Genomic DNA, 22,201 nt, shown 5'->3' with positions numbered 1-22,201 from the left:
GTCGGGCCAAAACAGGATTAATGAGGGGATAGAAAGATTCATCGCGCGCTTTATTGCGACGCACCATTCTTTCCATTAATCTGCAGCTGTCTCCTCCACCCTCCTCCAAATGGTGTGGATTCAGCCCGGACCCTAGAGCGTCCGGGCTTTTTTTTGGTTCATCGCGCCGTGGGCGCTTTTTCCCGTGCGACGCACGAGGTGCGGGAGTTGCACGGTCGCGTCATCGACAGCCCGGACCGTCAAGCGGTCGCGCCTTCAGGGCTGCAGCCGGGTGTCGACGCGGATCTCGCCGGTAAGCAGCTTGTGCATCGGGCAGGCATTGGCGATCCGCAGCAATTGAGCGCGCTGTTCGTCGCTGAGTTCGCCGTCGAGACGGATGATGCGCACGATATCGTTGCCGGTGGCCGGTGCGCCCGCCGGATTGAGCTGGAGTTCGACTTCGACTCCCGTCAGCGGCCATTGTCGCCGTGTCGCGACCATCTTCAGGGTGATGGCGGTGCAGGCGCCGAGGCTGGCCAGGATCAGTCGATCCGGCGTCGGGGCGGTGTTGCCGCCACCGAGTTCGGGAGGTTCGTCGGCCGTCCAGGCATGGCCGAGATCGTCGGCGAAGGAAACGATGTAGGGCGTGTTCTCCAGCGTGGCCTTGACGGTGGGGATGGCGGGCATGGGGTGGTTCCTTGGTGGGCGTGGGGGGATGATCGAGGGCGACGGGGGGTAGGGTCGGGCGCGCACACGATCGACACTGGCGGCACGGCGAGCGCCGAGCCTCATTGCCCGGCCGGCGTACCCTCCCAGCAGCGGATGATGCGCTGGAAGAAGAGACTGTTCGGCACGCGCAGCACGGTGTCGGGTTGGCCGGGCGTCGTCTCCGCCAGCGTCGTGTAGATCAGGTCGATATCGATCACGCGGCCCTTGAGCCCCGGCTTGTCGCCATTTTCCAGCAGCTCGACGTGGTCGTAGAGGCGGAACGGGCGGACGGTGAAGATCAGCAGCGCACAGAACAGGTTGGACAACACGCTCCAGGCGGCGAAGAAGGCTACCGCGGCAACTGCGGCGAAGCCGGTGATGGCGGTCCACAGCACCGTGGCCGATACGCCGAGGCGGTCAAGGATCAGCAGCACGGCGCCGCCGTAGATGAGGAAGCTGCTTCCCCTGCGCACGCCGATGACCATTTCCGGCGGCAGGCCGTAGCGCTCTGCGATGCGCCGGATCAGGCGGGTCAACACCATCCGCAGCGCCCACGCGCAGGCTATGATCAGCATGATCTGCAGGCCGAGCGTGACAGCGTCGACTTGGGAAAGGGCCCATTCGGGCAGGATCTGTCTCATGAGTCTCCGGGTCGTGCGAACCTGCGGCACGTCTCTTTGCCGCGACAGTCCGCAATTCTAGCCGCCTGCCCGCCGCGCCGCGCCGGTACGCTCAGAACACGTCTTCCGCATAGCGCCCGCCGGCCTTGAGCTGTTGAACGCTCAGGCTGACGGTGCGCAGGATGTCGTCGAGCGTCTCGACCACGCCCTGGGCCATGGGACGGCTGCCGCAGACCCTCACGATGGCGCCCCGGGCGATCAGCTCCCGCACCCGCGTAGCGTCGTGGCGCAGTGCATCCTGCACATACCCTCCACCATCGGGGGTGCGCGAGAAGGCCGTGCGCAGGCTGGCCAGCCGCCGGTCGCCCAGCCAGGCCTGAATTTCCTTGCCGAAATAGAAATCCCGCGCCGGATCGCGTGCGCCGAAGTACAGATGCATCGGCTGGTGCCTGCGGTTGCCGCGGATGAAGCCCGCCAGTGGTGCAACGCCGGTGCCGGCGCCGATCAGCACCACCGGCTGCCGAGAGCCGTCCAGGCCAAAACCGGGATTGGGCCGGATGAAGGCCCCGATCGCGTCGCCGGCTCGCAGCGCGTGCAGGTAGGTGGAGCACAGGCCATCGGGCATGCGGCGCACGCAGATCTCCAGGAATCCATCGCGATAGCCGGAGGCCAGCGAGTAATAGCGCGGCACGCTGGAACCCGGTGCCAGAACGCCGACCAGGTCGCCCGCTTCGAAGTGCGCCAGACCGCGTCCGCGCAGACGATCCAGCCAGTGCTGCGGCGGCCAGGTGAAACGCAGGATCGTCGCCGGCTGGCCGAGCTCGCCGGCGAAATCCTGCCGTGAAATCAGCGTCAGCGGGGTGGTCGGCGGCACCTGCGGCACGTACTCCAGGGGCAGGGATTCGCCCAGTGCCTGCCCCAGCGCTTCGCTCCAACGCGTGAACTGCTGGGCCGACTGTTGATGGATGCGCTCGAGCGGAAGCAGTTGCGGCCAGCCGCGCATGCGCAAGGCCTGGTCGAGCGCCTCGGCAAAGGCACAGAAGGCGGGAAACTGGCGGTCGCCGAAGCCGAGCACGGTGACCGGCGCGGAGCCTGCCGGCTGGCGGGCGATGCGCTCCAGGGCCCGCGCCGCATGGGCGGGCGCCTGGCCGTCGCCGTACGTCGCCGCGAGCACGAGAACCTGCCGGGTTGCGGTCGCCGTCTGGAAGCGCTCGACGCCGCTCCTGTGCACGCGGTGTCCGTTGCGCACCAGCGCGCGATGCAGGGCTTGCGCGAAACCCCAAGTCGAGCCGTTTTCACTGGCGACGAAGATCAGGATGTCGGCCTGGGACAGCGCGCTGTTGTCCGTGATCCTGGGTGTCTGTCGGTGGGCCTGTCGCCACAGCATCAGGCCCGATACCCAGAACACGGGGATGCTGGCACCCAGGGTCGCCAGCACCAGCGCCCAGACCACCGTGCCCTCGCCGGTGTGCAGCAGCATCACCCAGTCGTGGAGGCGCTTCGCGGCCAGGGCGCCCTCCCAGGCCAGCGTCTGGCCGGTGTGCCGGTCGATCCAGCCTGCGCCGCGATCCGTCACGACTTTCCAACTGTCTTCCGGATCGTCGCGGTAGGGGAAGTTCAGCTTGCGCAACTCCGCAACCGGGAGCTTCTGCAGCAGGGGCAGCTCGTGCCCCGGCAGGTCGGCGTGGACGTCCACCTTCGACATCACGTCCGGCTCGGCGTCGCGTTCGACCGTGACCAGGCTAAAGGTGGCGGCGCTCATGTACAGCGCGGTGATCGAGCTCAGCAGCAGCACCGCGACCAGGAAGCGCCCGCTGGTCACATGGATGCGCTGCAGCAGCGAGCCGCGCACCCGCCCGGCCAGTCGTCGCCAGCTTCCCATGCGGCGCGTCAGCAGCACCAGCCCGGACACCGACATCAGCAACATGGCCAGTGCGATGCCGGCCGCGGCAATGCGGCCGGCATCGTCGAGCAGGAAGGAGCGGTGCAGGTTCCTGATCCAGCGCAACGGCGTTGACGGCTGGTATTCCCCCAAAACGCGACCATCGGCCGGATCGACGTACGAGGCGCTGGCGCGATTGCCATCGAAGGCGTAGACGACGATGTCGCCCGTCGGCAGGCGGCGGATTTCCTCCGCCCCCGGGATGGTGGCCGAGACGCGCTGGACCAGGGTCGAGACCGGCAGCCCGGCCGGTACCGGTGCCGATTTCAGGGTATCGACCACCGGATCGAGCGCCAGGATCACGCCGGTGACACCCAGCACCAGCGCCACGGCCCCCGCCACCAGGCCCAACCAGCGATGGAGCACTCTCCAGGTCATGATCGCGTCCGGCCCTTACTGCAGTTGGTAGGTGAAGGACTGGATGTACTGGCGACCGGCGTGAGGCTTGCCGGCATTGGTCGTCGTCAGCGGGACACGGATCTCCGACGGGCTGTCGCGCAGATCCTCCACCGCTGCATCGACACGGATTTCGTAGCCGGCATCCACCAGCGCATCGGCCACGTCGGCGGTGACCTTGAGCGTGCGCCCGGCAGTGACGCTGGCGCCGGTGATGGCGTCCAGGCCCCGGGCATTGCCCGCCGACAGGCGGTTCCAGTCGCTCAGGTGTTTGTAGAACTTGGGCTTGCCGCCGGAGACCCACAGGGTGCCGGCGTAAGCGCCCTTGGCGTCGGTGACGTATACCGCCAGATAGGCGCCGTTGCCGCTGTAGTTCTTGAGCGTCGTCGAAATCGTCAGCGGACGGCTGTGGGCCAGCGCGGGGACGGTCAACGTGGTGGCGGCAAGCAAGGCAGCGATCAATGCTCTGGACATGATTGTTCTCCGCTGGGCAGTCATTCGATCCGGCCGCTTGGCGCGGTGCCGGGGGTGAACAAGGGATGGGGTCCCGCGGTGGTGTCGCCGCCAGACCGATCGTCCTGTGACGGTCCGCCATCGCTCCTGTCCGTTCGGGGGCCTTCACGGGCGCGCACGCGATCCCGGTCGCGGTCGCGGTCGCGGATTCTCATCTTCACCGGCTTCAGCGTCTCGGGATCGATCGTCGCCTTGAACTGGCGCCCTTCGGCATCCGTGCCGCGAAGCTCGTAGCAGCCGTCGTCGATTTTCAGCCGCTGCACCTGCCAGCCCTGCCGGGCGGCCATCTGCATGACCGCTTCACGCGATTGCCAGCGCTGGACGGGAACATCGCAATCATCGCCTGCCTCGGCGAGTGCAGCCGAGAGGCCCAGGGACAGAACCAGCACACCGTGGGCAAGGGGATGACGGGGTTTCATGGTGGCGGCTCCTTTTCAGTCCATCGCTTCGCCATGCTACGAGGTCGAAGATGAACGCAGGATGAAAGTGCCACGCCAGTGGCCTGCCCTCGAGCACGCCCCGGCGGTCGTCTGAGAAGCGCAGCCGGATCTGGAAGTCGCTCTCGGGTTCGATGGACACGAGCTTGATCATGCGGTGGTTTCCATCGCCCGAACAGGGTCGGGCAGGGTGGAAACGTCGAGTTCGCCGGAGATCAGCTTGGGCAGCAGGAGGTCTCGGGTGGCGCGGAGGTTGGCGTTCCTTCTCCTCAGCGTTTCGGTCATATCAAGCATCGGAGCAGCAATCGAGTGGAATCGGTTCGCGATGTCTGCATCTGGCATGAGGAGCGGTGCCGACTCGAATGTAGAAGCCGTTGCGGCTGCCAGGTGCTTAGTTACACCGAGAGGTTCTCCGGCCACAGAAAGTAAGGCCCGAACTTTGGACTCATGCGGAATTCGCCGCCCGCTTCTTTCCCCTTGGCGGTGAGGTAAGTCCTTTCATCGCGTAGCTCCAGCAGGCCGAGGGCGATCAGGCGCCCGGTCAGTTCGGCAGTCTTCATGCCGGCAGCCTTGGCCAGCCTGGATGTGGTCACTTTTGCCGTGTCGGTTGTTTCGGCGACGGCCGCAGTGGCTGATGTTGCGTCGGCAACGCCTGTCGAATCGGTGGCGGGCGATTCAGTCACGCAGGGCGTAAGCGGCGTCTCTGGGGACGCGTTCGACACCGGGCGGAGCATGTCCTCGGCGATGCCGAACTTCGCGCGGTAATCCGGTATCAGGGGGCAGTGCAGGGAGAGAAGCTGTCGGGCGATGTCGGTCAGTGTCTCGACACTGACGAGCTTTGCCATCATCAGCGGCGAGCCCGAGTCGATGTTCTTCATGATCCAGCGCTCGAACTGGTCCGATTTGAGCACGCGGTCCGTATCCAACTTTTCCGGGCGGCCGATGCGCGCATTCTTCGACACCAGCACGAGCGACTCGAAACTCGGCTGCAGGCGGATGCCCAGCCTTTTGGGCATGGCGAGGGTCTTGAAGACGTCCTTCAGCACGGCGATGTGGCGCTCGTTCTGCTCCAGCGGTGACGGGATGCCGCGCGGCTTGCCGCCGAACCAGATCGAGAACTCCCCCTGCTCGTTGATCGACAGCCCCTCGCTGAAGTGCTTCGTCTCGAGCACATACACTTCCAGTAGCCGATTCAGAACCAGATGATCGATCTGCGCGACGCGGCCGTTGTGCTCGATGCGCAGGTCGTGGATGACGATACGGTTCTTGCTCGCGCCGCTGTAGAAATCGATGTCGTAGGCCGATTCGCGCTCGCCCTTGTTGCCGGCGCGGAGGATCTTCAATTCGCGCTCGATGTACGTTCGTGCCGATGCGGGGATCCCCGGCGCAGCGAGGTAGCCCTCGAGTTCGGCGAGTTGTGCGTCCTTGCTGTCAGCTTCTTTCAGAATCATGGGGTTAAGGGGATGCTTCCGCCGGAGGAGCGGAGGAATGATCCCTGCATTGCATTGGAGACAATGTGGATGTTATCCGAGTGACGCAGGGTTGGCCGTGACATGGGGCGCGCATGCGCAGAAAGTGGAGGGTGCGCCGTTTTTTGAATCTGCAGGTCCGCAGTGCCGGATCAGCTCTCCGAGTAAGCCCTTTCAATCAGTGGCTTGGCTTTCTCCAGGTCGGCCGGTGTGTGCAGCGTGAGTTCCAGATCGCCCGTGCCCCAATGCCCGATGCTGCTCATGCCTAGCGCCCCTGCCCTTCAAACTTCGGCAACGCCGCTGCCACGTCGCGGAAGGCGGCCAGCGCGGCTTCGAGGTGTTCGATGATCTCCTGCTGCAGCACGTCCGGCGGCGGCAGATCGTCGAGCTTGTCCAGGCTGTCGTCCTTCAACCAGAACACATCGAGGCTGGCCTTGTCGCGGGCGATCAGCTCTTCATAGGCGAAGTAGCGGAAGCGCTCGGTTTCCTTGCGTTCGTGGCGGTTCGCCGGGTTGTAGCAGGCGACGAAGTCGCGCAGGTCGGCGATCAGCGCATCCGCGCGCTCGACCGAGGGCTCGCCTTCCAGCTCGCCGATGTTGTGCAGGAAGAGGTTCATCAGGCATAGGCGGCGGGTGGCCGCCACGATCTCGTTGCCGTGGAAGGGGTCAGCTCACGAAACGGGAAAAATCGTACGCTAAGGTCCGAAGGTGCCCTTTAAGGGGTCGTCTCAGAAAACGGAAAAAAACGTACGTTAAGGGGTAGCCGCCTCTCGGCTACCGACATTGCAAGGTTCTTTCTCCCCTTGCAGCGACGCAATCAGCGGGCAAGACACGTTCCCCTTCCGTGCATGGCAGGCACACACAAGCTCGGACAAGACGATTTCCATGCGAGCCAGGTCGGCCAGCTTGGCGCGCACGTCCTGGAGCTTGTGCTCGGCCAGGCGGCTGGCTTCGTCGCAGTGGGTGCCATCCTCCAGCCGCAGCAGCTCGGCGATCTCATCCAGGCTGAACCCCAACCGCTGGGCTGATTTCACGAACTTCACCCGTGCTACATCCGCCCTGCCGTAGCGGCGGATGCTGCCATAGGGCCGCGCCGGCTCGGGCAGCAAGCCCTTGTGCTGATAGAACCGGATCGTCTCCACATTGACCCCGGCCGCCTTGCCGAAGGCGCCGATGGTCAGATTCTCCAGATCGTTCTCCATACCGCTTGACTCCGTAGTTGACTACGGCAGTAACGTTACAACATCAAGCAAAGACCCGGAAGGAGAAGCTTTATGTCGGAACCCAAGAACGGTCGTGGCGCGCTGGCCACCAGCGGTGTCGCGGCCATCCTCGCCTCGACCTGCTGCCTCGGCCCCCTCGTGTTGGTCGCGCTCGGCTTTTCCGGCGCCTGGATCGGCAACCTGACTGTGCTGGAGCCATACCGCCCGATCTTCATCGGCGCGGCGCTGGTGGCGCTGTTCTTTGCTTACCGGCGCATCTTCCGCCCGGTGCAAGCCTGCAAGCCGGGGGAGGTGTGCGCGATTCCACAGGTGCGGGGCAGCTACAAGCTCATGTTCTGGATCGTGGTCGCGCTGGTTCTGGTCGCGCTCGCCTTTCCCTTCGTCGTGCCATTTTTCTACTGATCAGGAGTTCGCCATGAAAAAGCTGTTTGCCTCCCTCGTCCTCGTCGCCGTTGCTGCCCCGGTGTGGGCCGCCACGCAGACTGTCACGCTGTCGGTGCCCGGCATGACTTGCGCCGCCTGCCCGATCACGGTCAAGAAAGCGCTCTCCAAGGTCGAAGGCGTGAGCAAGACCGCGGTGAGCTTCGAGAAGCTCGAGGCCGTCGTCACCTTCGACGATACGAAGACCAACGTCCAAGCTCTCACCAAGGCCACCGCCGACGCCGGCTATCCCTCCGGCCTCAAGAAGTAAGCCATGGATAACCGGACCTTGCTCAAGACCGGCATCGCCGGTTCGGTGATCGCCGCCATATGCTGCGCGACCCCCGTGCTCGTGATTGCGCTCGGCGTCGTGGGTCTGTCCGCTTGGACCGGGTGGCTCGATTACGTGCTGATCCCGGCCCTCGTCGTTTTTGTTGGTATCACGATCTACGCCTGGCGTCGCCGGCGGGCGGAAGCGGCCTGCTGCGAAGTTGAAATCGGACTGAACCAGAAGAAGGGGGTATGAAATGAATGGCCGTGTTCTGCACGTCACCGGGATGACTTGCGATTCCTGCGCAAACCACGTCGAGAAGGTGCTTCTCACCGTGCCCGGTGTTCATAAGGCGGAGGTGTCGTACCCTGACGCCTTGGCCCGTGTGAGCGGGGAGCCGGCGCTTGATCCGACGATGCTCGTCTCGGCAGTCGCAGCAGCTGGCTACCGGGCCGCGCTCGCCGATGCGCCGCCCGCCGCGATGGGAAGCGGGTTGCTCGGCAAGATGCGCGAGTGGCTGGGCAGTGGCGACAAGGCGGGCGGCGATGGGGGTGGTTTACATATCGCTGTCATCGGCAGCGGCGGTGCCGCGATGGCGGCGGCGCTGAAGGCCGTCGAGCAAGGCGCGCGGGTCACGTTGATCGAGCGCGGCACCATCGGCGGCACCTGCGTCAATGTCGGCTGCGTGCCGTCCAAGATCATGATCCGCGCCGCCCACATCGCCCATTTGCGCCGGGAAAGCCCGTTCGATGGCGGCATCAAAGCCGCCCCGCCGGCGATCCTGCGCGGGCGATTGTTGGCCCAGCAGCAGGCGCGCGTCGATGAACTGCGCCACGCCAAATACGAGAGCATCCTGGACGGCAATCCTTCCATCACCGTGCTGCGCGGAGAGGCCAGTTTCAAGAACGAACACACCCTGACCGTGCGCCTGGTCGAAGGTGGCGAGCGCGTGGTGGCGTTCGACCGCTGCCTGGTCGCCACCGGCGCCAGTGCGGCCGTGCCGCCGATCCCCGGGCTGAAGGACACGCCGTACTGGACATCAACGGAGGCACTGGTGAGCGACAGCATCCCCGAGCGGCTCGCCGTGATCGGCTCGTCGGTGGTGGCCGTCGAACTGGCACAAGCCTTCGCCCGGCTGGGCAGCCAGGTCACGATCCTGGCGCGCAACACGTTGTTCTTCCGCGAAGACCCGGCCATCGGCGAGGCCGTCACCGCCGCCTTCCGTGCCGAGGGCATCGAGGTGCTGGAGCATACCCAGGCGAGCCACGTCGCTTATGCGGACAGGGAATTCGTACTGACCACCGGGCACGGCATCGTTGCCGCCGACAAGCTGCTGGTCGCCACCGGCCGCGCACCGAACACACGCGGCCTGAACCTCGAAGCGGCGGGCGTCACCTTCAACGCGCAGGGCGCCATCGTCATCGACCAGGGCATGCGCACGAGTAACCCGCACATTTACGCCGCCGGCGACTGCACCGACCAGCCGCAGTTCGTCTATGTGGCGGCCGCGGCGGGCACCCGTGCCGCGATCAACATGACTGGCGGTGACGCGGCCCTAGACCTGACCGCGATGCCAGCCGTGGTGTTCACCGACCCGCAGGTCGCCACCGTGGGCTACAGCGAGGCGGAGGCGCACCACGACGGCATCGAGACCGACAGCCGTACGCTCACGCTCGACAACGTGCCGCGCGCGCTCGCCAACTTCGACACGCGCGGCTTCATCAAGCTGGTCATCGAGGAAGGTAGCGGACGGCTCATCGGTGTACAGGCGGTGGCGCCGGAAGCGGGCGAACTGATCCAGACCGCCGTGCTCGCCATCCGCAATCGCATGACGGTGCAGGAACTGGCCGAGCAGTTGTTCCCGTACCTGACGATGGTTGAAGGGTTGAAGCTCGCGGCGCAGACGTTCAACAAGGACGTGAAGCAGCTGTCCTGCTGCGCCGGGTGAGGAACAGGAGGTGTTCGATGAACGCCTACACGGTGTCCCGACTGGCTGATGACGCAGGCGTGAGCGTGCATGTCGTGCGGGATTACATGGTGCGTGGATTGTTGCGGCCGGTGGCGCGCACCGCCGGCGGCTACGGGGTGTTCGACGCGGCCGCCTTGCAGCGGCTGTGTTTCGTGCGAGCCGCCCTGGAGGCCGGCATCGGCCTCGACCTGCTGACGCGGTTGTGCCGGGCACTGGACGCCGCTGACGGCGATGAGGCGTCGGCGCGTCTGGCCGACCTGTGCCAGCAGGTCGAGCGCCGACGCCAGGCGCTGGCGAAGCTCGACGCGCAGTTGACCGAACTGGCGCACAGCACGTCGGAGATTTCGGCATGAACAGTTCGGAGCGAGTTTCCCTCGAGACACGCAAGCCGCTTACCGGCTACCTGTGGGGTGCGCTTGCCGTGCTCACCTGTCCCTGCCATTTGCCTATTCTCGCCGTTGTGCTCGCCGGCACCACCGCCGGGGCGTTCCTCGGCGAGCATTGGGGCATTGCGGCGCTCGGCTTGACCGGCTTGTTTGTCCTGTCCCTGGCGCGGGCGATGCGGGCGTTCAAGGGAAGATCATGAGCGCTTACGAGCCGGATGGCTGGACGGCGGCGCAACTGGCCCAGGCGGCCGAGCACCGGCAACTTGAGCTGCACTACCAGCCCATCGTCGAACTGCGCCGCGGCCGAATTGCCGGCGCGGAAGCGCTGTTGCGCTGGCGGCACCCGAGCCTTGGCCTGCTGCCGCCGGGCGCGTTCCTGCCACTGGCCGAATCGTCCGGGCTGATGTCCGAAATCGGCGCGTGGGTGCTGGGTGAAGCCTGCCGTCAGATGCAGCGCTGGCTGGCGTTGAATTGGCGGCCGTTCCGATTGGCCGTCAATGTATCCGCAAGCCAGGTCGGGCCGGCATTCGGCGAGCAGGTGAGACAAGCACTGACCGATGCCGGTCTGCCCGCCGAGTACCTGGAAATCGAGTTGACCGAATCGGTCGCGTTCGGCGATCCGGCCACCTTTCCGGTCTTCGACTCGCTGCGCGCCATCGGCGTGCGCTTTGCCGCCGACGATTTCGGCACGGGCTATTCCTGCCTGCGCCACCTGAAATGCTGCCCGATCACCACGCTCAAGATCGACCAATCGTTCGTTGCGGGCCTCGCGGATGACACCCGCGACCGGACCATCGTCGGCAGCGTGATCCAACTCGCGCACGGTCTCGGCATGGACGTCGTGGCCGAGGGCGTCGAGACCCCGGCGAGCCTCGCGCAGTTGCGCAACGCCGGTTGCGACGCGGGGCAGGGGTTTCTGTTCGCCAAGCCGATGCCGGCGGATGAGTTCACCTGCTTCGTCAGCCAAAGGAGCAGCGCCATCATGAACGCCAACCAACCGTCCACCGCTACCTGCTGCGTGTGCTGCAAGGAGATTCCGCTCGATGCCGCCTTCACCCCGGAAGGCGCGGAATACGTCGAGCACTTCTGCGGGCTGGATTGCTATGAACGCTTCCGGGCACGCGCCAAGGCCGAGACCGAACCCGACGCTGCTCACGTCGCCGGCGGTCCGCATTTGTCAGATTGAGGCATACCCTAACCTAGCGTCAGACCATCCCGCGCGAAAGCGTCAGAATAGAGTCACATTCAGAATTGATTGACACGCCCCGTCAAGGGTTATAGATTTCTTCCTGACACTTTCCATTCAGGAGGTCACCTTGCACGGTCAGCGCATCGGCTACGTCCGCGTCAGCAGTTTCGATCAGAACCCGGAACGCCAGCTTGAGCATGTGCCGGTGGACAGGCTGTTCACCGACAAGGCGTCGGGCAAGGACACCCAGCGCCCTGAGCTGGAACGGCTGCTCGCCTTCGTGCGCGAGGGTGACACCGTGGTGGTGCACAGCATGGACCGCCTGGCGCGCAACCTCGACGACCTGCGCCGCCTGGTGCAGAAGCTCACCCGGCGCAGCGTGCGCATCGAGTTCGTCAAGGAGAGCCTGACCTTCACCGGCGAGGACTCGCCGATGGCGAACCTGATGCTGTCGGTGATGGGCGCGTTCGCCGAGTTCGAGCGCGCCCTGATCCGCGAGCGGCAGCGCGAGGGGATCGCGCTCGCCAAGCAGCGCGGGGCCTACCGGGGCCGCAAGAAGGCGCTGTCGCCGGAACGGGGGGCCGAGCTGCGCCGGCGGGCTGCCGCCGGCGAGCAGAAAGCCAAGCTCGCCCGCGAGTTCGGCATCAGCCGCGAAACCCTGTACCAATACCTGAGAACGGATGACTGACCATGCCCCGTCGCAGTTTGCTGACGCCCGCCGAGCGCACCGGCCTGCTCGCCTTCCCGGCCACTGACGACGAACTCATCCAGCATTACACCTTCTCCGAACCCGACCTATCGGTGATCCGACAGCGGCGCGGCAATCACAACCGGCTCGGCTTCGCGGTGCAGTTGTGCTACCTGCGCTATCCCGGCTTCGCTCTGCCGCCGGACGCGGAGCCTCCCGCATCCTTGCTGAACATCGTCGGCCGGCAATTGCGCATCGCGCCGGACATCTGGCCGCAGTACGCACAGCGGCCAGAAACCCGGCGCGAGCACCTGCTGGAGTTACAGGCGTGGCTGAAGCTGACGCCGTTCGCGGCCGCCGACTACCGGCGCTTCGTCCACCAGCTCGCCGAGCTGGCCCAGCAGACCGACCGGGGTATCGTGCTGGCCGAAGCGCTGGTCGAGCTGCTGCGGCAGCAACGTATCATCCTGCCGGCCATCGATGTCATCGAGCGTGTATGTAGCGAGGCGCTCACGCGCGGCACGCGCCAGGTGTACGCGGCGCTGACCGCGCCGCTGGCCGATCACCATCGCCGTGCGCTCGACGGTCTGCTGGCGATCCGCGAGGGCACCAAGGGCAGCGGGCTAATCTGGCTGCGCCAGCCGCCCGGCCCGCCCAAGCCCAAGCATGTGCTGGCCCACCTGGAGCGGCTGAAGACCCTCCGTGACCTGGCGTTGCCGGATGGGCTGGAGCACACCGTCCACCAAAACCGCCTGCTGAAGCTCGCCCGCGAAGGAGGACAGATGACGGCCCAGCACCTGCGCGACCTGGAGCCGAGCCGCCGCTATGCGACACTGTCCGCGGTGATTCTCGATACCCGCGCCACCCTGATCGACGAGATCATCGACCTGCACGACCGTTTTATGGGCGCGCTGTTCAGCAAGGCCAAGCGCAACCACGCCGACCGCTTCCAGCAGTCCGGCAAGGCGATCAACGACAAGGTGCGGCTCTACTCGCGCATCGGCCGCGCCCTGCTGGAAGCCAAGCAGTCGGGCGGCGATCCGTTCGCCGCCATCGAGGCCATCATCCCGTGGGGGGTGTTCACCGAGAGCATCACCGAGGCCGAGCTGCTGGCCCAGCCGGAAGGCTTCGACTTCCTCGCGCTGGTCGGCGACGGCTTCAACCAGCTCCGGCGCTACACGCCGGCCCTGCTGGAAGCGCTGACCATGAAGGCCGCGCCGGCGGCACGCGAGCTGCTCGCGGCCGTAGATGTGCTCAAAGGGATGAACGAGCGCCAGGCGCGCAAGGTGCCGGACGATGCGCCCACGTCGTTCGTGCGCAAGCGCTGGGAAAGCCTGGTGCGCAACGAAGACGGGTTGGATCGGCGCTTCTACGAGCTGTGCGTGCTGTCCGAGCTGAAAAACTCGCTGCGCTCCGGCGACATCTGGGTGCAGGGCTCGCGCCAGTTCAAGGACTTCGAGGACTACCTGCTGCCGCCGCCGCGTTTCGCGGCGCAGCGCGACCAACGGGAATTGGGCCTGGCCGTCGCAACCGACTGCGAGCGCTTCCTGGAGGCGCGGCTCGCGGTGCTGCAAGAGCAACTAGCAACCGTCGAGCGGCTAGCCGCCGCCAACGAGCTGCCCGACGCCGCCATCACCAGCACCGGCCGGCTCAAGATTTCGCCGCTGGACAACGGCGTGCCCGACGAGGCCGAAGCGCTGATGCAGCAGGCGTACAGCCTGCTGCCGCACCTGAAGATCACCGAGCTGCTGCTGGAAGTCAATGGCTGGACGGGGTTCAGCCGCCACTTCAAGCACCTCAAGAGCGACGCGGCGGCCGACGATCAACACCTGCTGCTGACGACCATCCTGGCCGACGCCATCAACCTGGGGCTCTCCAAGATGGCCGAATCCTGCCCGGGCGTGACCTATGCCAAGCTGACCTGGTTGCAGGCGTGGCACATCCGCGACGAGACCTATTCGGCGGGGCTGGCCGAGCTGGTCAACGCGCAGTTCCGTCAGCCGTTCGCCGCCTATTGGGGCGACGGCACCACGTCGTCGTCGGACGGCCAGAACTTCAAGGCCGGTGGCCGGGGGCACGCCGCCGGCCAAGTGAATCTGAAGTACGGCCAGGAACCGGGCGTGCAGTTCTACACCCATATCTCCGACCAGTACGCGCCGTTCCACACCAAGGTCATCAACGCCACGGTGCGCGACGCCACCCACGTCCTGGACGGGCTGCTGTACCACGAATCCGACCTGCGCATCGAAGAACACTACACTGACACGGCCGGCTTCACCGATCACCTGTTCGCGCTGATGCACCTGCTGGGTTTCCGCTTTGCCCCGCGCATCCGCGATCTGACCGACAAGCGTCTGTATATCCACGGCGACGCCAAGCAGTACCCGACGCTCGCCGGCCTGATCGGCGGCAGCGTCAACGTGAAGCACATCCGCGCCCATTGGGACGAAATCCTGCGCCTTGCGGCGTCGATCAAGCAGGGCACGGTGACGGCCTCGCTGATGCTCAGGAAGCTCGGTAGCTACCCGCGCCAGAACGGCCTCGCCGTGGCCTTGCGCGAGCTGGGGCGCATCGAGCGAACCTTGTTCGCGCTCGATTGGATGCAGAACGTCGAGCTGCGCCGCCGCGTGCAGATCGGCTTGAACAAGGGCGAGGCCAAGAACGCGCTGGCCCGCGCCGTGTTCCTGAACCGCCTCGGCGAAATCCGCGACCGCAGTTTCGAGAACCAGCGCTACCGCGCCAGCGGCCTCAACCTGGTGGTGGCCGCCATCGTACTGTGGAACACGGTCTATCTGGAGCGGGCGGTCCAGGCGCTGCGGGACCCGGGCAAGGACATCGACGAAAAGCTGTTACCGCACCTCTCGCCGCTCGGTTGGGAGCACATCAACCTGACCGGCGACTACATCTGGCGGCAGAACAAACACGTCGAGCAGGGCAAGTTCCGGCCGCTGCGTTTGCTTGAAGGGGCACCACTGGCAATGTCTTCGTAAGGTCTATCAACTGTGGAGCTGCTGATCTTGATTCTGAAAACGACCGGACTGTTCATCGCAACAGCGCTTGCGGAGATCGTCGGCTGCTTTCTGCCTTACCTGTGGCTGCGCAAAGGCGGGCCAATGTGGCTGCTGATTCCGGCAGCGATGAGCTTGGCGCTGTTCGTTTGGCTGCTCACGTTACACCCAGCCGCCAGTGGCCGCGTCTACGCCGCCTATGGCGGCGTTTATGTGGCTACCGCGCTGGTTTGGCTTCGGGTCGTCGATGGCGTGAAGCTGTCCACGCTGGATTGGGCTGGGGCTGGAGTCGCGCTACTTGGCATGTCAATCATTGTGCTGGGCTGGCACGACAAGGCTTAGCGTACGATTTTTTCCGTTTCGTGAGCTGACCCCTGGAAGGTCTCGTCGCGCAGGAAGGCCTTCTGCGTGCGGGTGAGTCGCTGCGCCTCGTGGCCGAGCCAGTCGCTGTGGCGGTGGATCCATTCGCCGGTTCCGGTCAGCCATTCGTTGGCGGCGAGGAAGAAGCCGCCGGTGCCGCAAGCCGGGTCGGCGATGGTCTTCATCGGCGCGGGGCGCATGCAGGCCACCATGGCCTGGATCAGCGCGCGCGGGGTGAAGTACTGCCCTGCCCCGCTCTTGGTGTCCTCGGCGTTCTTCTGCAGCAGGCCTTCGTAGAGGTCGCCCTTGGCGTCGGTGTCCATGCCGACCCAGTTCTCGGCGTCGATCATCTGCACCAGGCGCGCGAGCTTGGCTGGGTCCTGGATCTTGTTCTGCGCCTTGAAGAAGATCGCGCCGAGCATGCCGGGCTGCTCGCCAAGCCTGTGCAGCGTGGCGAGGTAGTGCGCCTCCAGCGGCTCGCCGGTGCGGCCGCGCAGGCTGGCCCAGTCGTAGCCGTGGGGGATGCGGCTTTCGCGCACATAGGGCTCCTGGGCGAACTCGTGCGCCATCTTCAGGAACAGCAGGTAGGTGAGCTGCTCCAGGTAGTCGCCGTAGCCCACCCCGTCGTCCTTGAGGGTGTGGCAGAAGTTCCAGACTTTCTGGATGAGGGAGGCGGTGTTCAACTGTCGAGTCTTGTCGTGTCCGTCACCGCGGCGGTGTATGCCTGACGCGGATCGCGCGTCGAGGCGAAGGCGGGAAGCAGCGCGCCTTCCTGGACCATGGGGGTCAGCGTGCGCTTGCGCAGGTCGTCGGCGTCGCGCTGCAGGGCGTGCGCCAGAACCCGTAGTCCGAGGAAACGCCCGGTGCACAGCGTCCTGATGGTGGTGCGCAGGATCTCCGCACTCGTCCGCCGCCGCCGCGCAACCGGCGCGGCCAATTTCAGCAACGCTTCCTGCAGATCGGCCGGAATGGCGTTCCAGTCGTGATAGGTTGCGAGCTCCGGTGGTTTGGTATCGGACTCCGGTGGTTTGGCGCCGAGCTCCGGTGGTTCGATACCGAGCTCCGGTGGTTCGATACCGAGCTCCGGTGGTTCGATACCGAGCTCCGGTGGTTCGATACCGAGCTCCGGTGGTTCGGCTCCAGGCATTCGGCTCCCGAAATCCGTCGCATCGAAGGCCGCCGCCATCGTCTGGCGGTGCCAGGGGAGGAAGTAGACCATGCCTCGCCCCGTGCCGTCCGGGATCAGCAGGCCGTCGCGCACCAATTGCCCAAGCAGTTTCGTGAGATCTGCCGGGTGATCGGTCGTGATCTGCTTGAGCCGGTCGTGACTGACCAGTCCTTCCACCTGAGCCGTGATCAGCGCGAGACGTCCGGTCTCCGCCTGTGCGGCAAACTGATTGCCCAGTCGTGTGGTCAATTCGGCGACTGCCCGCTCCGGCACGAGACTGCTCATGCGCAATTCCATCAGCGTCTGTTCTGGCTCGGCCAGTTCGTAGAGCACCGGCCGGCGCCAATGCTGGCCTGCCCAGTTGCGGTAGATTTTCGGCAACCCGGACCCGGCGTGGTCGCCATATCCCACCAACTGGAACATGGTCTGCAGCCGCCGGTTGCGGCAGTCGCTGTTGCCGCCATGGATCGCGAGCTCGGGCGGAATGCGCATGCGCCCCGGATTGCGGAAGCCGAACATGTCCGGGCGCTTGACGACCAGCACCGAAACCCGGCCCGAAAAATCGGCGTGGATGAGCGTATTGACCAAGGCCTCGCGCAAGGCCTCGTGTACAGGCGTGTCTTCGATGCGTTGCCCCGACTGCAACTGGAAAGGCACCTTCAGGTCGGCGGTCAGCTTCTGGTAGACCTTGCGGAAGAAGTCATACACGTTGCCCGACCAGCTTCCGTCCGGCACCAGCCGATCGATCCAGCGTCGTTCGGTGCGGGCCTCCGGCCGCTCCTGATAGTCGACCATGTAATGCGGCAGGGCATCGCGGATCACTTCGGCCCGCCCGAACATCAGCAGACCGGCCAGACGCAGCCCGCTGATGCCTTCCTCGCGGTTCCGGCCCCAGGCGCCGATGCGTTCGAGAAAATCGGGCAGCGGAAGATCGGTCCAGACGTGGCCCGGCTTGACCGCGGCGAAGCGGTTGCGGTAAGCCGCGATCGAGTCCGGGTCGAGGTCGCCGAAGTCGAAGCCCTTGAGAACCCGCTCGTCGCGCGAGTCTTCGATCCGCTCCGCAAGCAAGCGGCGCACCGCTTCATCGTCTGCGGCGTAGTCACCTTCGTGACGGCGCAGGTAGGTGCCGCCGAAAGGGTTGTTGCCGAGGTGAACCGGCCGCGACTGACGAGGCGCGCGCGGCACCCGGATGCGCAGCACGGTCTTGTCGTCGACGGTGATGGGGTCGATGTCCTGCTCGCCGAGCAGGTTGATGCTGATCTGCTTGCGGTTATGCAGGTTGTCCCACAGCGCCTTGCGTACGCGCTCGAGCTCGGCGAGGCCGAGCGCGTGAAAGCTGCCGGGCGGTTTCTCCCGCACACCCAGCAAGATCACACCGCCATCGGTGTTGGCCATGGCGCTGTAGCTCTTCCAGAAATCGTCCGGCAACTCGCCGCGCCCATCGCGTCCCTGGGCGGCCTTGCACTCGAGGTCGACCGACTCGGACAGGCCCGCCAGATCGAGGCTGTTCAATGTGTCGTTCATGCCATCTCCGTGATGCGCCGGCCTCGCAGTCTCTTCCCCGCCGTGCCCGCGGCCCGCTCGCCGCGGATCCGTTCGAGCAGCACGCTGGCCGATTCGTCCGGGTCCTGCGGGACGAGCTGGCCGGAGAAGGCGATCTCGCGCAGGTAGGGTTCGCGGTGGATGCGCGTGCTACTCGATCCGCTTCGCACAGTCGGATTCAGACTGCTTCCCGCAGGAGTTCGTCTTCGCAACGCCGGATGGCTGCGATGAGGTTGCGAAAGCTCGCGGAGCGGGCATTGTCGATTTGCAGGTGTTTGCCGATTGCCCGAGAGCCCGCGACCTTTTCATAGCGATTGCCCGTCAACGTCTTCAACTCTCGGCTGGGGCTGCCGAGTCCGTCCGGGGATCGAAACTTCCTGCTGTTCTGATGCCGCGTCAATCCGTCGATCTCAAGTGCTTGTTCGACGGCCTGCAGATCGGCCAGGTAGAAAGTCTCGAGCTCCCTGCACGCAATGCGAACGAAGCAGCGCGCAAATTTGCCGGACTTCTCGCATAGATCGAGCAAACCTTGCTTTACCGCGGTGCAGTCGGGGTGGCTGTCCTGATCGCGCAGTACGATGAAGCGTGCGCGTTCGTTCTGGTACGCACGAATCCGGCGAGTCAGTTGTTTCTCCAGATCCTGCTTGCCTTCGAAGGGGATGCAGCGGAAACGGATGTCCTCCTGCAGCATCCGGGGGAGCAGGGATTCCAGCATGGCTTTGGCCGACGGCTCTTCCAGCAGAAACACGAGTTCCCTCATCGCGGATCGACCCCGTCGAAGAAGCCCTGCTTCCACAGATAGCCGAGTTGATCACCTTCAGCGACGTAGGCGGCAATTTGTGGATTGTCGCGCGCGCGGTAAATCTCGGAATAGCCCTGTTGCTTGACCAGCCAATACACCTCGTCGAGTTCGATGGCATTCAGAAAATCCGGCGAATGAGTGGATACGAACACCTGTCCCCCACGATTGGCGTAGCTACGGAATTCCTCCGCGAGTTCAGGCATCAACTGCGGATAAAGTTGGTTCTCCGGTTCTTCCACACACAACAGGGGGTGCGGCTTCGGATCGTGCAGCAGGACCAGATAAGCGAACATCTTGATGGTGCCGTCGGACACATAGCGGTCGAGGAAAGGCGTCTTGAAGGAGCCATCCTGGAAACGCAGCGTGAGGTAGCCATCATCCATCAGCTTGGGTTCGACCGAAGTCACGCCGGGTACCCGTTTGGTCATCGTCGCCAGGATTCTGCTGAAGATCTCGGCATGCTGTTCATGCAGGTAACGAGCGACCAAGGGCAGATTTTCGCCGGTTTCCGACAGGTGCTCCATCGCCCCTGAGGCGTCCTTGCGCCCTCGTGCGGCGCTGATGTGGAAATCGGAAACGTGCCAGTTCTCGATCAGGCTGCGGAAGGCATTGGCGGCTTTGAAACGCTCGAATTGTCCGAGGCCTTTGATTGCAAGGGTGTCCGGTGCGACCCGCTGAGTTTCGCGGTCGAGTTCCTCGTCGGTCTTGTTGAAGTCTTCCTCGTTGGTGATCGCGTAGCCTTCGCCCTCGGCAAAGCTGAGGAAGTGGTAGGGACTTCCGTAGCGGCCGCGCTTGTAACGCAGCAGCTCCTTGCAGACCACTGGCAATCCTTTCCGCTCGCCGATTTCCAACGAGTACGTCACCAGCCGCTCGACGCCAGTGATCTCCATGCGGTACTGCAACTCGATGAGGATCGTGTCCTTCTTCGGGTCGCAGCCCCGGCTCAGCACTTCGCCGAAGCGGCCGCGCTTGTCGAGCGCTTGTCGGACATTGCCTTTCAGGCAGTCGTGCAGGAAGCCGAACACATCGAACAAAGTCGATTTCCCGGACCCATTTGCACCGACCACCACCAGAAAGGCTGGAATGTCCTTCAGGTGCACGTCGCGGAAGGCCTTGAAGTTCTTGAGACGGATGGATTCGATTTTCATGAACGGACCTTGCATGGACTGCGGCGGTTGGCGACAGCGTAGCGCGCGGTCTGGGATTCGACGGCGGGTATGTTCTCGTCCGCCTCGTCGCGCTTGGCCTCGATGACGCCGACCGGCTGGCGGTCGACGAACAGCATGTAATCTGCCGGGCCGCTGTCGGTGGGGTATTCGCGCACCGCCACGCCCTGGGCTGCACCGAGGTTGAGCCGCTGCATGCCCTGCACGGACCAGCCGGCCCGTTCAAGGCGGGCATCGATGCGGCTACGGGCTTTGGCTTCGGGGGTCATGGGAAGTGGCGTGGCACGACAAACAGATGGGACTTTAGCGCGAACGCCTGCCATTTCCCCACGCTTGATGCAAACGCGCCCCGTGCAACTCGGAACCACCTGCCCGTGCCGCTCACCTCCAGTCGCCGTGCAGGGCGAGTTGGCTGCCCTGTATGAGCGCCACGGTTTGGAGCAAAGGCGGATGAAAATCAACCATCATGTGGCTGAAAATCATCCATCGCATGGACGATTTTCAGCCATTTTTCCAGCCAGCCGAAGCCGATGTGCTCCTGTTCCAGACGCAGGGATGGGCGGATGCGGTGGTCGCGCACGTTGGGGGTGACGAAGACGCGGTGCAGGAAGCTGGCCACCAGCGGCGCGTGGTCGGAGCGCAGCAGGCGCCACGCGGGATGGTGGCTGCGCAGGGCGTCGAGGGTGGCGAAGTCGAGGGGCATCGGTCAGGCGCGGTCCTCTCGGGTATGCCACAGCCGCAGGATGTAGATGATCGAATCCTGAATCTCGTAGCGAACCTCGTACTGAAAGACCAGAATCCGCCGCACCTCGCGCGGCTCGAACTGAAACAGTTGTTCGCCAATGCGCGGGTTGGTCAGCAGGATGGTCGGGGCCTTGGTCAGTGCCTGCACCGCCTTTGCGGCGGCTGGTTTGTTCGTCGGCGCCAGGAACTCATACAGGCGTGCCAGATCGGCAAGCGCCTTGCTGGTCCACTTCAGCTCCATCAGCGCGGCAGCGGCAGCGGCTGGTCGGTGCCCAGGCTGTCGGCCCAGGCCTGCACCGAGAGATGGTCGACGACGATACCGGCGTCCACGTCGGCGAGCGCCTCCTGGGTCAGGCGATCGCGCTCTTCCTCCTGGGCGATCCAGGCGGAAAGCGCTTGCTTCATGATCCAGCCGCGCGAGCGTTCCAGCCTCGCGGCCATCTGATCGACCTTGTCGGCCAACGGAAGCGGGATGTGAGCGGTGAGCACTTTGGTTGCGGCTTGCGTCATCTGGAGGTTTGGCGGTCGGGAGCGGGTGTCGGGAAGTGACCCCTACGGAGCCGCTTCGTGTATTCACTGTGATGCTGAAAAAATCATAGTGATTGAAAATGAATCAATCAAGGGCGCGGCGTCGTAGCCCGGACGAGAGCTCGAGCGCCTACTCGTAATGCGACCACATCCTCAGCACGCGAACCACGCGCTCTTCGGCGAAGACCTCATAGACCAGGCGGTGCTGGATGTTGATCCGGCGCGAGTATGTCCCCGCGAGATCACCCACGAGCTTCTCGTAGGGCGGGGGCTTCTGGAAGGGATCATTCGCGAGGATCGCCAGCAAGGCCTGGGCCTTAGACTTCAGGCCGGCTGCCGCCAGCTTCTTCGCGTCCTTCTGGGCGTGCTTCGAGAACGCGAGCTGCCAGCTCACCAGTCGAGCTCCCGGGCACTCTCGTCAAGTGGCTCGGCCATGCCCTCCTTGATGGACTCGCGCATCCCCGGGATGGAAAGCAGGTGAAGTGTTTCCTGGATGGACTGCCAATCTTCCGCGGAGAGCAAGACGGCGCTCGCGCGCTTGCCCGCGATGTGGATGGGCTGATGGGACTCTGCGGCCTGATCGATGAGGCGGTAGAGGTTGGCTCGTGCTTCGGAAGCGGTGAGCGTGGTCATTGCGGGTCTCCGTCGATGCGGATAACGTACGCGTTAACGTA

Annotated in this window: 30 protein-coding genes; 10 read left to right on the top strand and 20 right to left on the bottom strand. The window is 64.9% G+C overall.

What is annotated here, in order from left to right:
• Nucleotides 1-255 precede the first annotated feature (255 nt).
• The 9 genes from GH664_RS06710 to merR form a co-directional block, all read right to left on the bottom strand.
• On the bottom strand, nt 256-666 hold the full coding sequence (locus GH664_RS06710; protein WP_153167276.1) for an OsmC family protein: 411 nt from the start codon (nt 664-666) through the stop codon (nt 256-258).
• A gap of 101 nt (nt 667-767) precedes the next feature.
• Nucleotides 768-1,328 (bottom strand): mechanosensitive ion channel family protein, encoded by a 561-nt coding sequence (locus tag GH664_RS06705; protein ID WP_153167275.1) that lies wholly within the window; start codon nt 1,326-1,328, stop codon nt 768-770.
• A 91-nt stretch (nt 1,329-1,419) separates the two neighbouring features.
• Complete coding sequence (locus GH664_RS06700) at nt 1,420-3,627, bottom strand: PepSY domain-containing protein (protein ID WP_153167274.1); 2,208 nt, start codon at nt 3,625-3,627, stop codon at nt 1,420-1,422.
• A 15-nt stretch (nt 3,628-3,642) separates the two neighbouring features.
• Nucleotides 3,643-4,119, bottom strand: coding sequence for a DUF2271 domain-containing protein (locus GH664_RS06695; RefSeq protein WP_153167273.1), 477 nt, complete (start codon nt 4,117-4,119; stop codon nt 3,643-3,645).
• A 20-nt stretch (nt 4,120-4,139) separates the two neighbouring features.
• Nucleotides 4,140-4,577, bottom strand: a complete 438-nt coding sequence (locus GH664_RS06690; RefSeq protein ID WP_153167272.1) for a PepSY domain-containing protein — start codon at nt 4,575-4,577, stop codon at nt 4,140-4,142.
• 168 nt (nt 4,578-4,745) lie between these two features.
• Nucleotides 4,746-4,880 carry a restriction endonuclease subunit S gene (locus GH664_RS06685; RefSeq protein WP_255424914.1) on the bottom strand — a complete coding sequence of 45 codons (135 nt, stop codon included), beginning with the start codon at nt 4,878-4,880 and terminating at the stop codon, nt 4,746-4,748.
• A 110-nt stretch (nt 4,881-4,990) separates the two neighbouring features.
• Entirely contained in the window at nt 4,991-6,046 is a 1,056-nt protein-coding gene (locus GH664_RS06680; RefSeq protein ID WP_228111409.1) for a nuclease-related domain-containing protein, read from the bottom strand.
• A gap of 283 nt (nt 6,047-6,329) precedes the next feature.
• Nucleotides 6,330-6,707 carry a hypothetical protein gene (locus tag GH664_RS06675; protein ID WP_228111408.1) on the bottom strand — a complete coding sequence of 126 codons (378 nt, stop codon included), beginning with the start codon at nt 6,705-6,707 and terminating at the stop codon, nt 6,330-6,332.
• A 108-nt stretch (nt 6,708-6,815) separates the two neighbouring features.
• Nucleotides 6,816-7,265 carry an Hg(II)-responsive transcriptional regulator gene (gene merR, locus GH664_RS06670; RefSeq protein ID WP_153167271.1) on the bottom strand — a complete coding sequence of 150 codons (450 nt, stop codon included), beginning with the start codon at nt 7,263-7,265 and terminating at the stop codon, nt 6,816-6,818.
• A gap of 72 nt (nt 7,266-7,337) precedes the next feature.
• Between merR and merT the strand changes: the two genes are divergently transcribed.
• From merT to GH664_RS06615, 10 genes are all read left to right on the top strand, one after another.
• Entirely contained in the window at nt 7,338-7,688 is a 351-nt protein-coding gene (gene merT, locus GH664_RS06665; RefSeq protein ID WP_153167270.1) for a mercuric ion transporter MerT, read from the top strand.
• Nucleotides 7,689-7,701: 13 nt separating this feature from the next.
• The gene (gene merP, locus GH664_RS06660) at nt 7,702-7,977 is read left to right on the top strand and encodes a mercury resistance system periplasmic binding protein MerP (protein WP_153167269.1); all 276 of its coding nucleotides are present in this window, start codon (nt 7,702-7,704) and stop codon (nt 7,975-7,977) included.
• Nucleotides 7,978-7,980: 3 nt separating this feature from the next.
• Complete coding sequence (gene merF, locus GH664_RS06655; protein ID WP_194270339.1) at nt 7,981-8,232, top strand: mercury resistance system transport protein MerF; 252 nt, start codon at nt 7,981-7,983, stop codon at nt 8,230-8,232.
• A 1-nt stretch (nt 8,233) separates the two neighbouring features.
• Entirely contained in the window at nt 8,234-9,925 is a 1,692-nt protein-coding gene (gene merA / locus GH664_RS06650) for a mercury(II) reductase (protein WP_153167268.1), read from the top strand.
• A 17-nt stretch (nt 9,926-9,942) separates the two neighbouring features.
• Nucleotides 9,943-10,299 carry a mercury resistance co-regulator MerD gene (gene merD / locus GH664_RS06645; RefSeq protein ID WP_153167267.1) on the top strand — a complete coding sequence of 119 codons (357 nt, stop codon included), beginning with the start codon at nt 9,943-9,945 and terminating at the stop codon, nt 10,297-10,299.
• Complete coding sequence (gene merE, locus GH664_RS06640; RefSeq protein WP_153167266.1) at nt 10,296-10,532, top strand: broad-spectrum mercury transporter MerE; 237 nt, start codon at nt 10,296-10,298, stop codon at nt 10,530-10,532. The genes merD and merE overlap by 4 nt, the downstream gene beginning before the upstream one ends.
• Nucleotides 10,529-11,518: a DUF3330 domain-containing protein gene (locus tag GH664_RS06635; protein ID WP_153167265.1), complete on the top strand. Its 990-nt coding sequence runs from the start codon at nt 10,529-10,531 to the stop codon at nt 11,516-11,518. Before merE ends, GH664_RS06635 begins: the two co-directional genes overlap by 4 nt.
• Before the next feature lie 130 nt (nt 11,519-11,648).
• The gene (locus GH664_RS06625) at nt 11,649-12,209 is read left to right on the top strand and encodes a recombinase family protein (RefSeq protein ID WP_153167264.1); all 561 of its coding nucleotides are present in this window, start codon (nt 11,649-11,651) and stop codon (nt 12,207-12,209) included.
• A gap of 2 nt (nt 12,210-12,211) precedes the next feature.
• Complete coding sequence (locus GH664_RS06620) at nt 12,212-15,199, top strand: Tn3 family transposase (RefSeq protein WP_153167263.1); 2,988 nt, start codon at nt 12,212-12,214, stop codon at nt 15,197-15,199.
• 24 nt (nt 15,200-15,223) lie between these two features.
• Nucleotides 15,224-15,559, top strand: a complete 336-nt coding sequence (locus GH664_RS06615) for a YnfA family protein (RefSeq protein WP_349769709.1) — start codon at nt 15,224-15,226, stop codon at nt 15,557-15,559.
• Here the strand turns inward: GH664_RS06615 and GH664_RS06610 are convergent.
• From GH664_RS06610 to GH664_RS06560, 11 genes are all read right to left on the bottom strand, one after another.
• Nucleotides 15,556-16,260 carry an N-6 DNA methylase gene (locus GH664_RS06610; protein WP_228111407.1) on the bottom strand — a complete coding sequence of 235 codons (705 nt, stop codon included), beginning with the start codon at nt 16,258-16,260 and terminating at the stop codon, nt 15,556-15,558. The two genes, GH664_RS06615 and GH664_RS06610, sit on opposite strands and share 4 nt — an antisense overlap.
• On the bottom strand, nt 16,257-18,269 hold the full coding sequence (locus GH664_RS06605; protein WP_153167262.1) for an RNA-binding domain-containing protein: 2,013 nt from the start codon (nt 18,267-18,269) through the stop codon (nt 16,257-16,259). Before GH664_RS06605 ends, GH664_RS06610 begins: the two co-directional genes overlap by 4 nt.
• The gene (locus GH664_RS06600; protein WP_153167261.1) at nt 18,266-18,457 is read right to left on the bottom strand and encodes a hypothetical protein; all 192 of its coding nucleotides are present in this window, start codon (nt 18,455-18,457) and stop codon (nt 18,266-18,268) included. The genes GH664_RS06605 and GH664_RS06600 overlap by 4 nt, the downstream gene beginning before the upstream one ends.
• Before the next feature lie 8 nt (nt 18,458-18,465).
• Entirely contained in the window at nt 18,466-19,047 is a 582-nt protein-coding gene (locus tag GH664_RS06595) for a DUF4276 family protein (RefSeq protein ID WP_153167260.1), read from the bottom strand.
• Nucleotides 19,044-20,237, bottom strand: a complete 1,194-nt coding sequence (locus GH664_RS06590) for an AAA family ATPase (protein ID WP_153167259.1) — start codon at nt 20,235-20,237, stop codon at nt 19,044-19,046. The genes GH664_RS06595 and GH664_RS06590 overlap by 4 nt, the downstream gene beginning before the upstream one ends.
• A complete protein-coding gene (locus GH664_RS06585; protein ID WP_194270338.1) occupies nt 20,234-20,524 on the bottom strand; it encodes a hypothetical protein in 291 nt (96 codons plus the stop codon). The genes GH664_RS06590 and GH664_RS06585 overlap by 4 nt, the downstream gene beginning before the upstream one ends.
• A gap of 188 nt (nt 20,525-20,712) precedes the next feature.
• Nucleotides 20,713-20,958 (bottom strand): DUF3375 family protein, encoded by a 246-nt coding sequence (locus GH664_RS06580; RefSeq protein ID WP_153167258.1) that lies wholly within the window; start codon nt 20,956-20,958, stop codon nt 20,713-20,715.
• A gap of 3 nt (nt 20,959-20,961) precedes the next feature.
• Entirely contained in the window at nt 20,962-21,240 is a 279-nt protein-coding gene (locus GH664_RS06575; RefSeq protein WP_153167257.1) for a type II toxin-antitoxin system RelE/ParE family toxin, read from the bottom strand.
• Nucleotides 21,240-21,509 carry a CopG family ribbon-helix-helix protein gene (locus tag GH664_RS06570; protein WP_153167256.1) on the bottom strand — a complete coding sequence of 90 codons (270 nt, stop codon included), beginning with the start codon at nt 21,507-21,509 and terminating at the stop codon, nt 21,240-21,242. Before GH664_RS06570 ends, GH664_RS06575 begins: the two co-directional genes overlap by 1 nt.
• A gap of 148 nt (nt 21,510-21,657) precedes the next feature.
• Complete coding sequence (locus GH664_RS06565) at nt 21,658-21,921, bottom strand: Txe/YoeB family addiction module toxin (protein ID WP_153167255.1); 264 nt, start codon at nt 21,919-21,921, stop codon at nt 21,658-21,660.
• The gene (locus tag GH664_RS06560; RefSeq protein WP_153167254.1) at nt 21,918-22,160 is read right to left on the bottom strand and encodes a type II toxin-antitoxin system Phd/YefM family antitoxin; all 243 of its coding nucleotides are present in this window, start codon (nt 22,158-22,160) and stop codon (nt 21,918-21,920) included. Before GH664_RS06560 ends, GH664_RS06565 begins: the two co-directional genes overlap by 4 nt.
• Nucleotides 22,161-22,201 lie beyond the last annotated feature (41 nt).

Origin of the sequence: Thauera sp. 2A1, from assembly GCF_009469595.2 — a bacterium.
GTDB lineage: Bacteria > Pseudomonadota > Gammaproteobacteria > Burkholderiales > Rhodocyclaceae > Thauera.
This window is presented reverse-complemented; position numbering and strand designations above follow the sequence as displayed.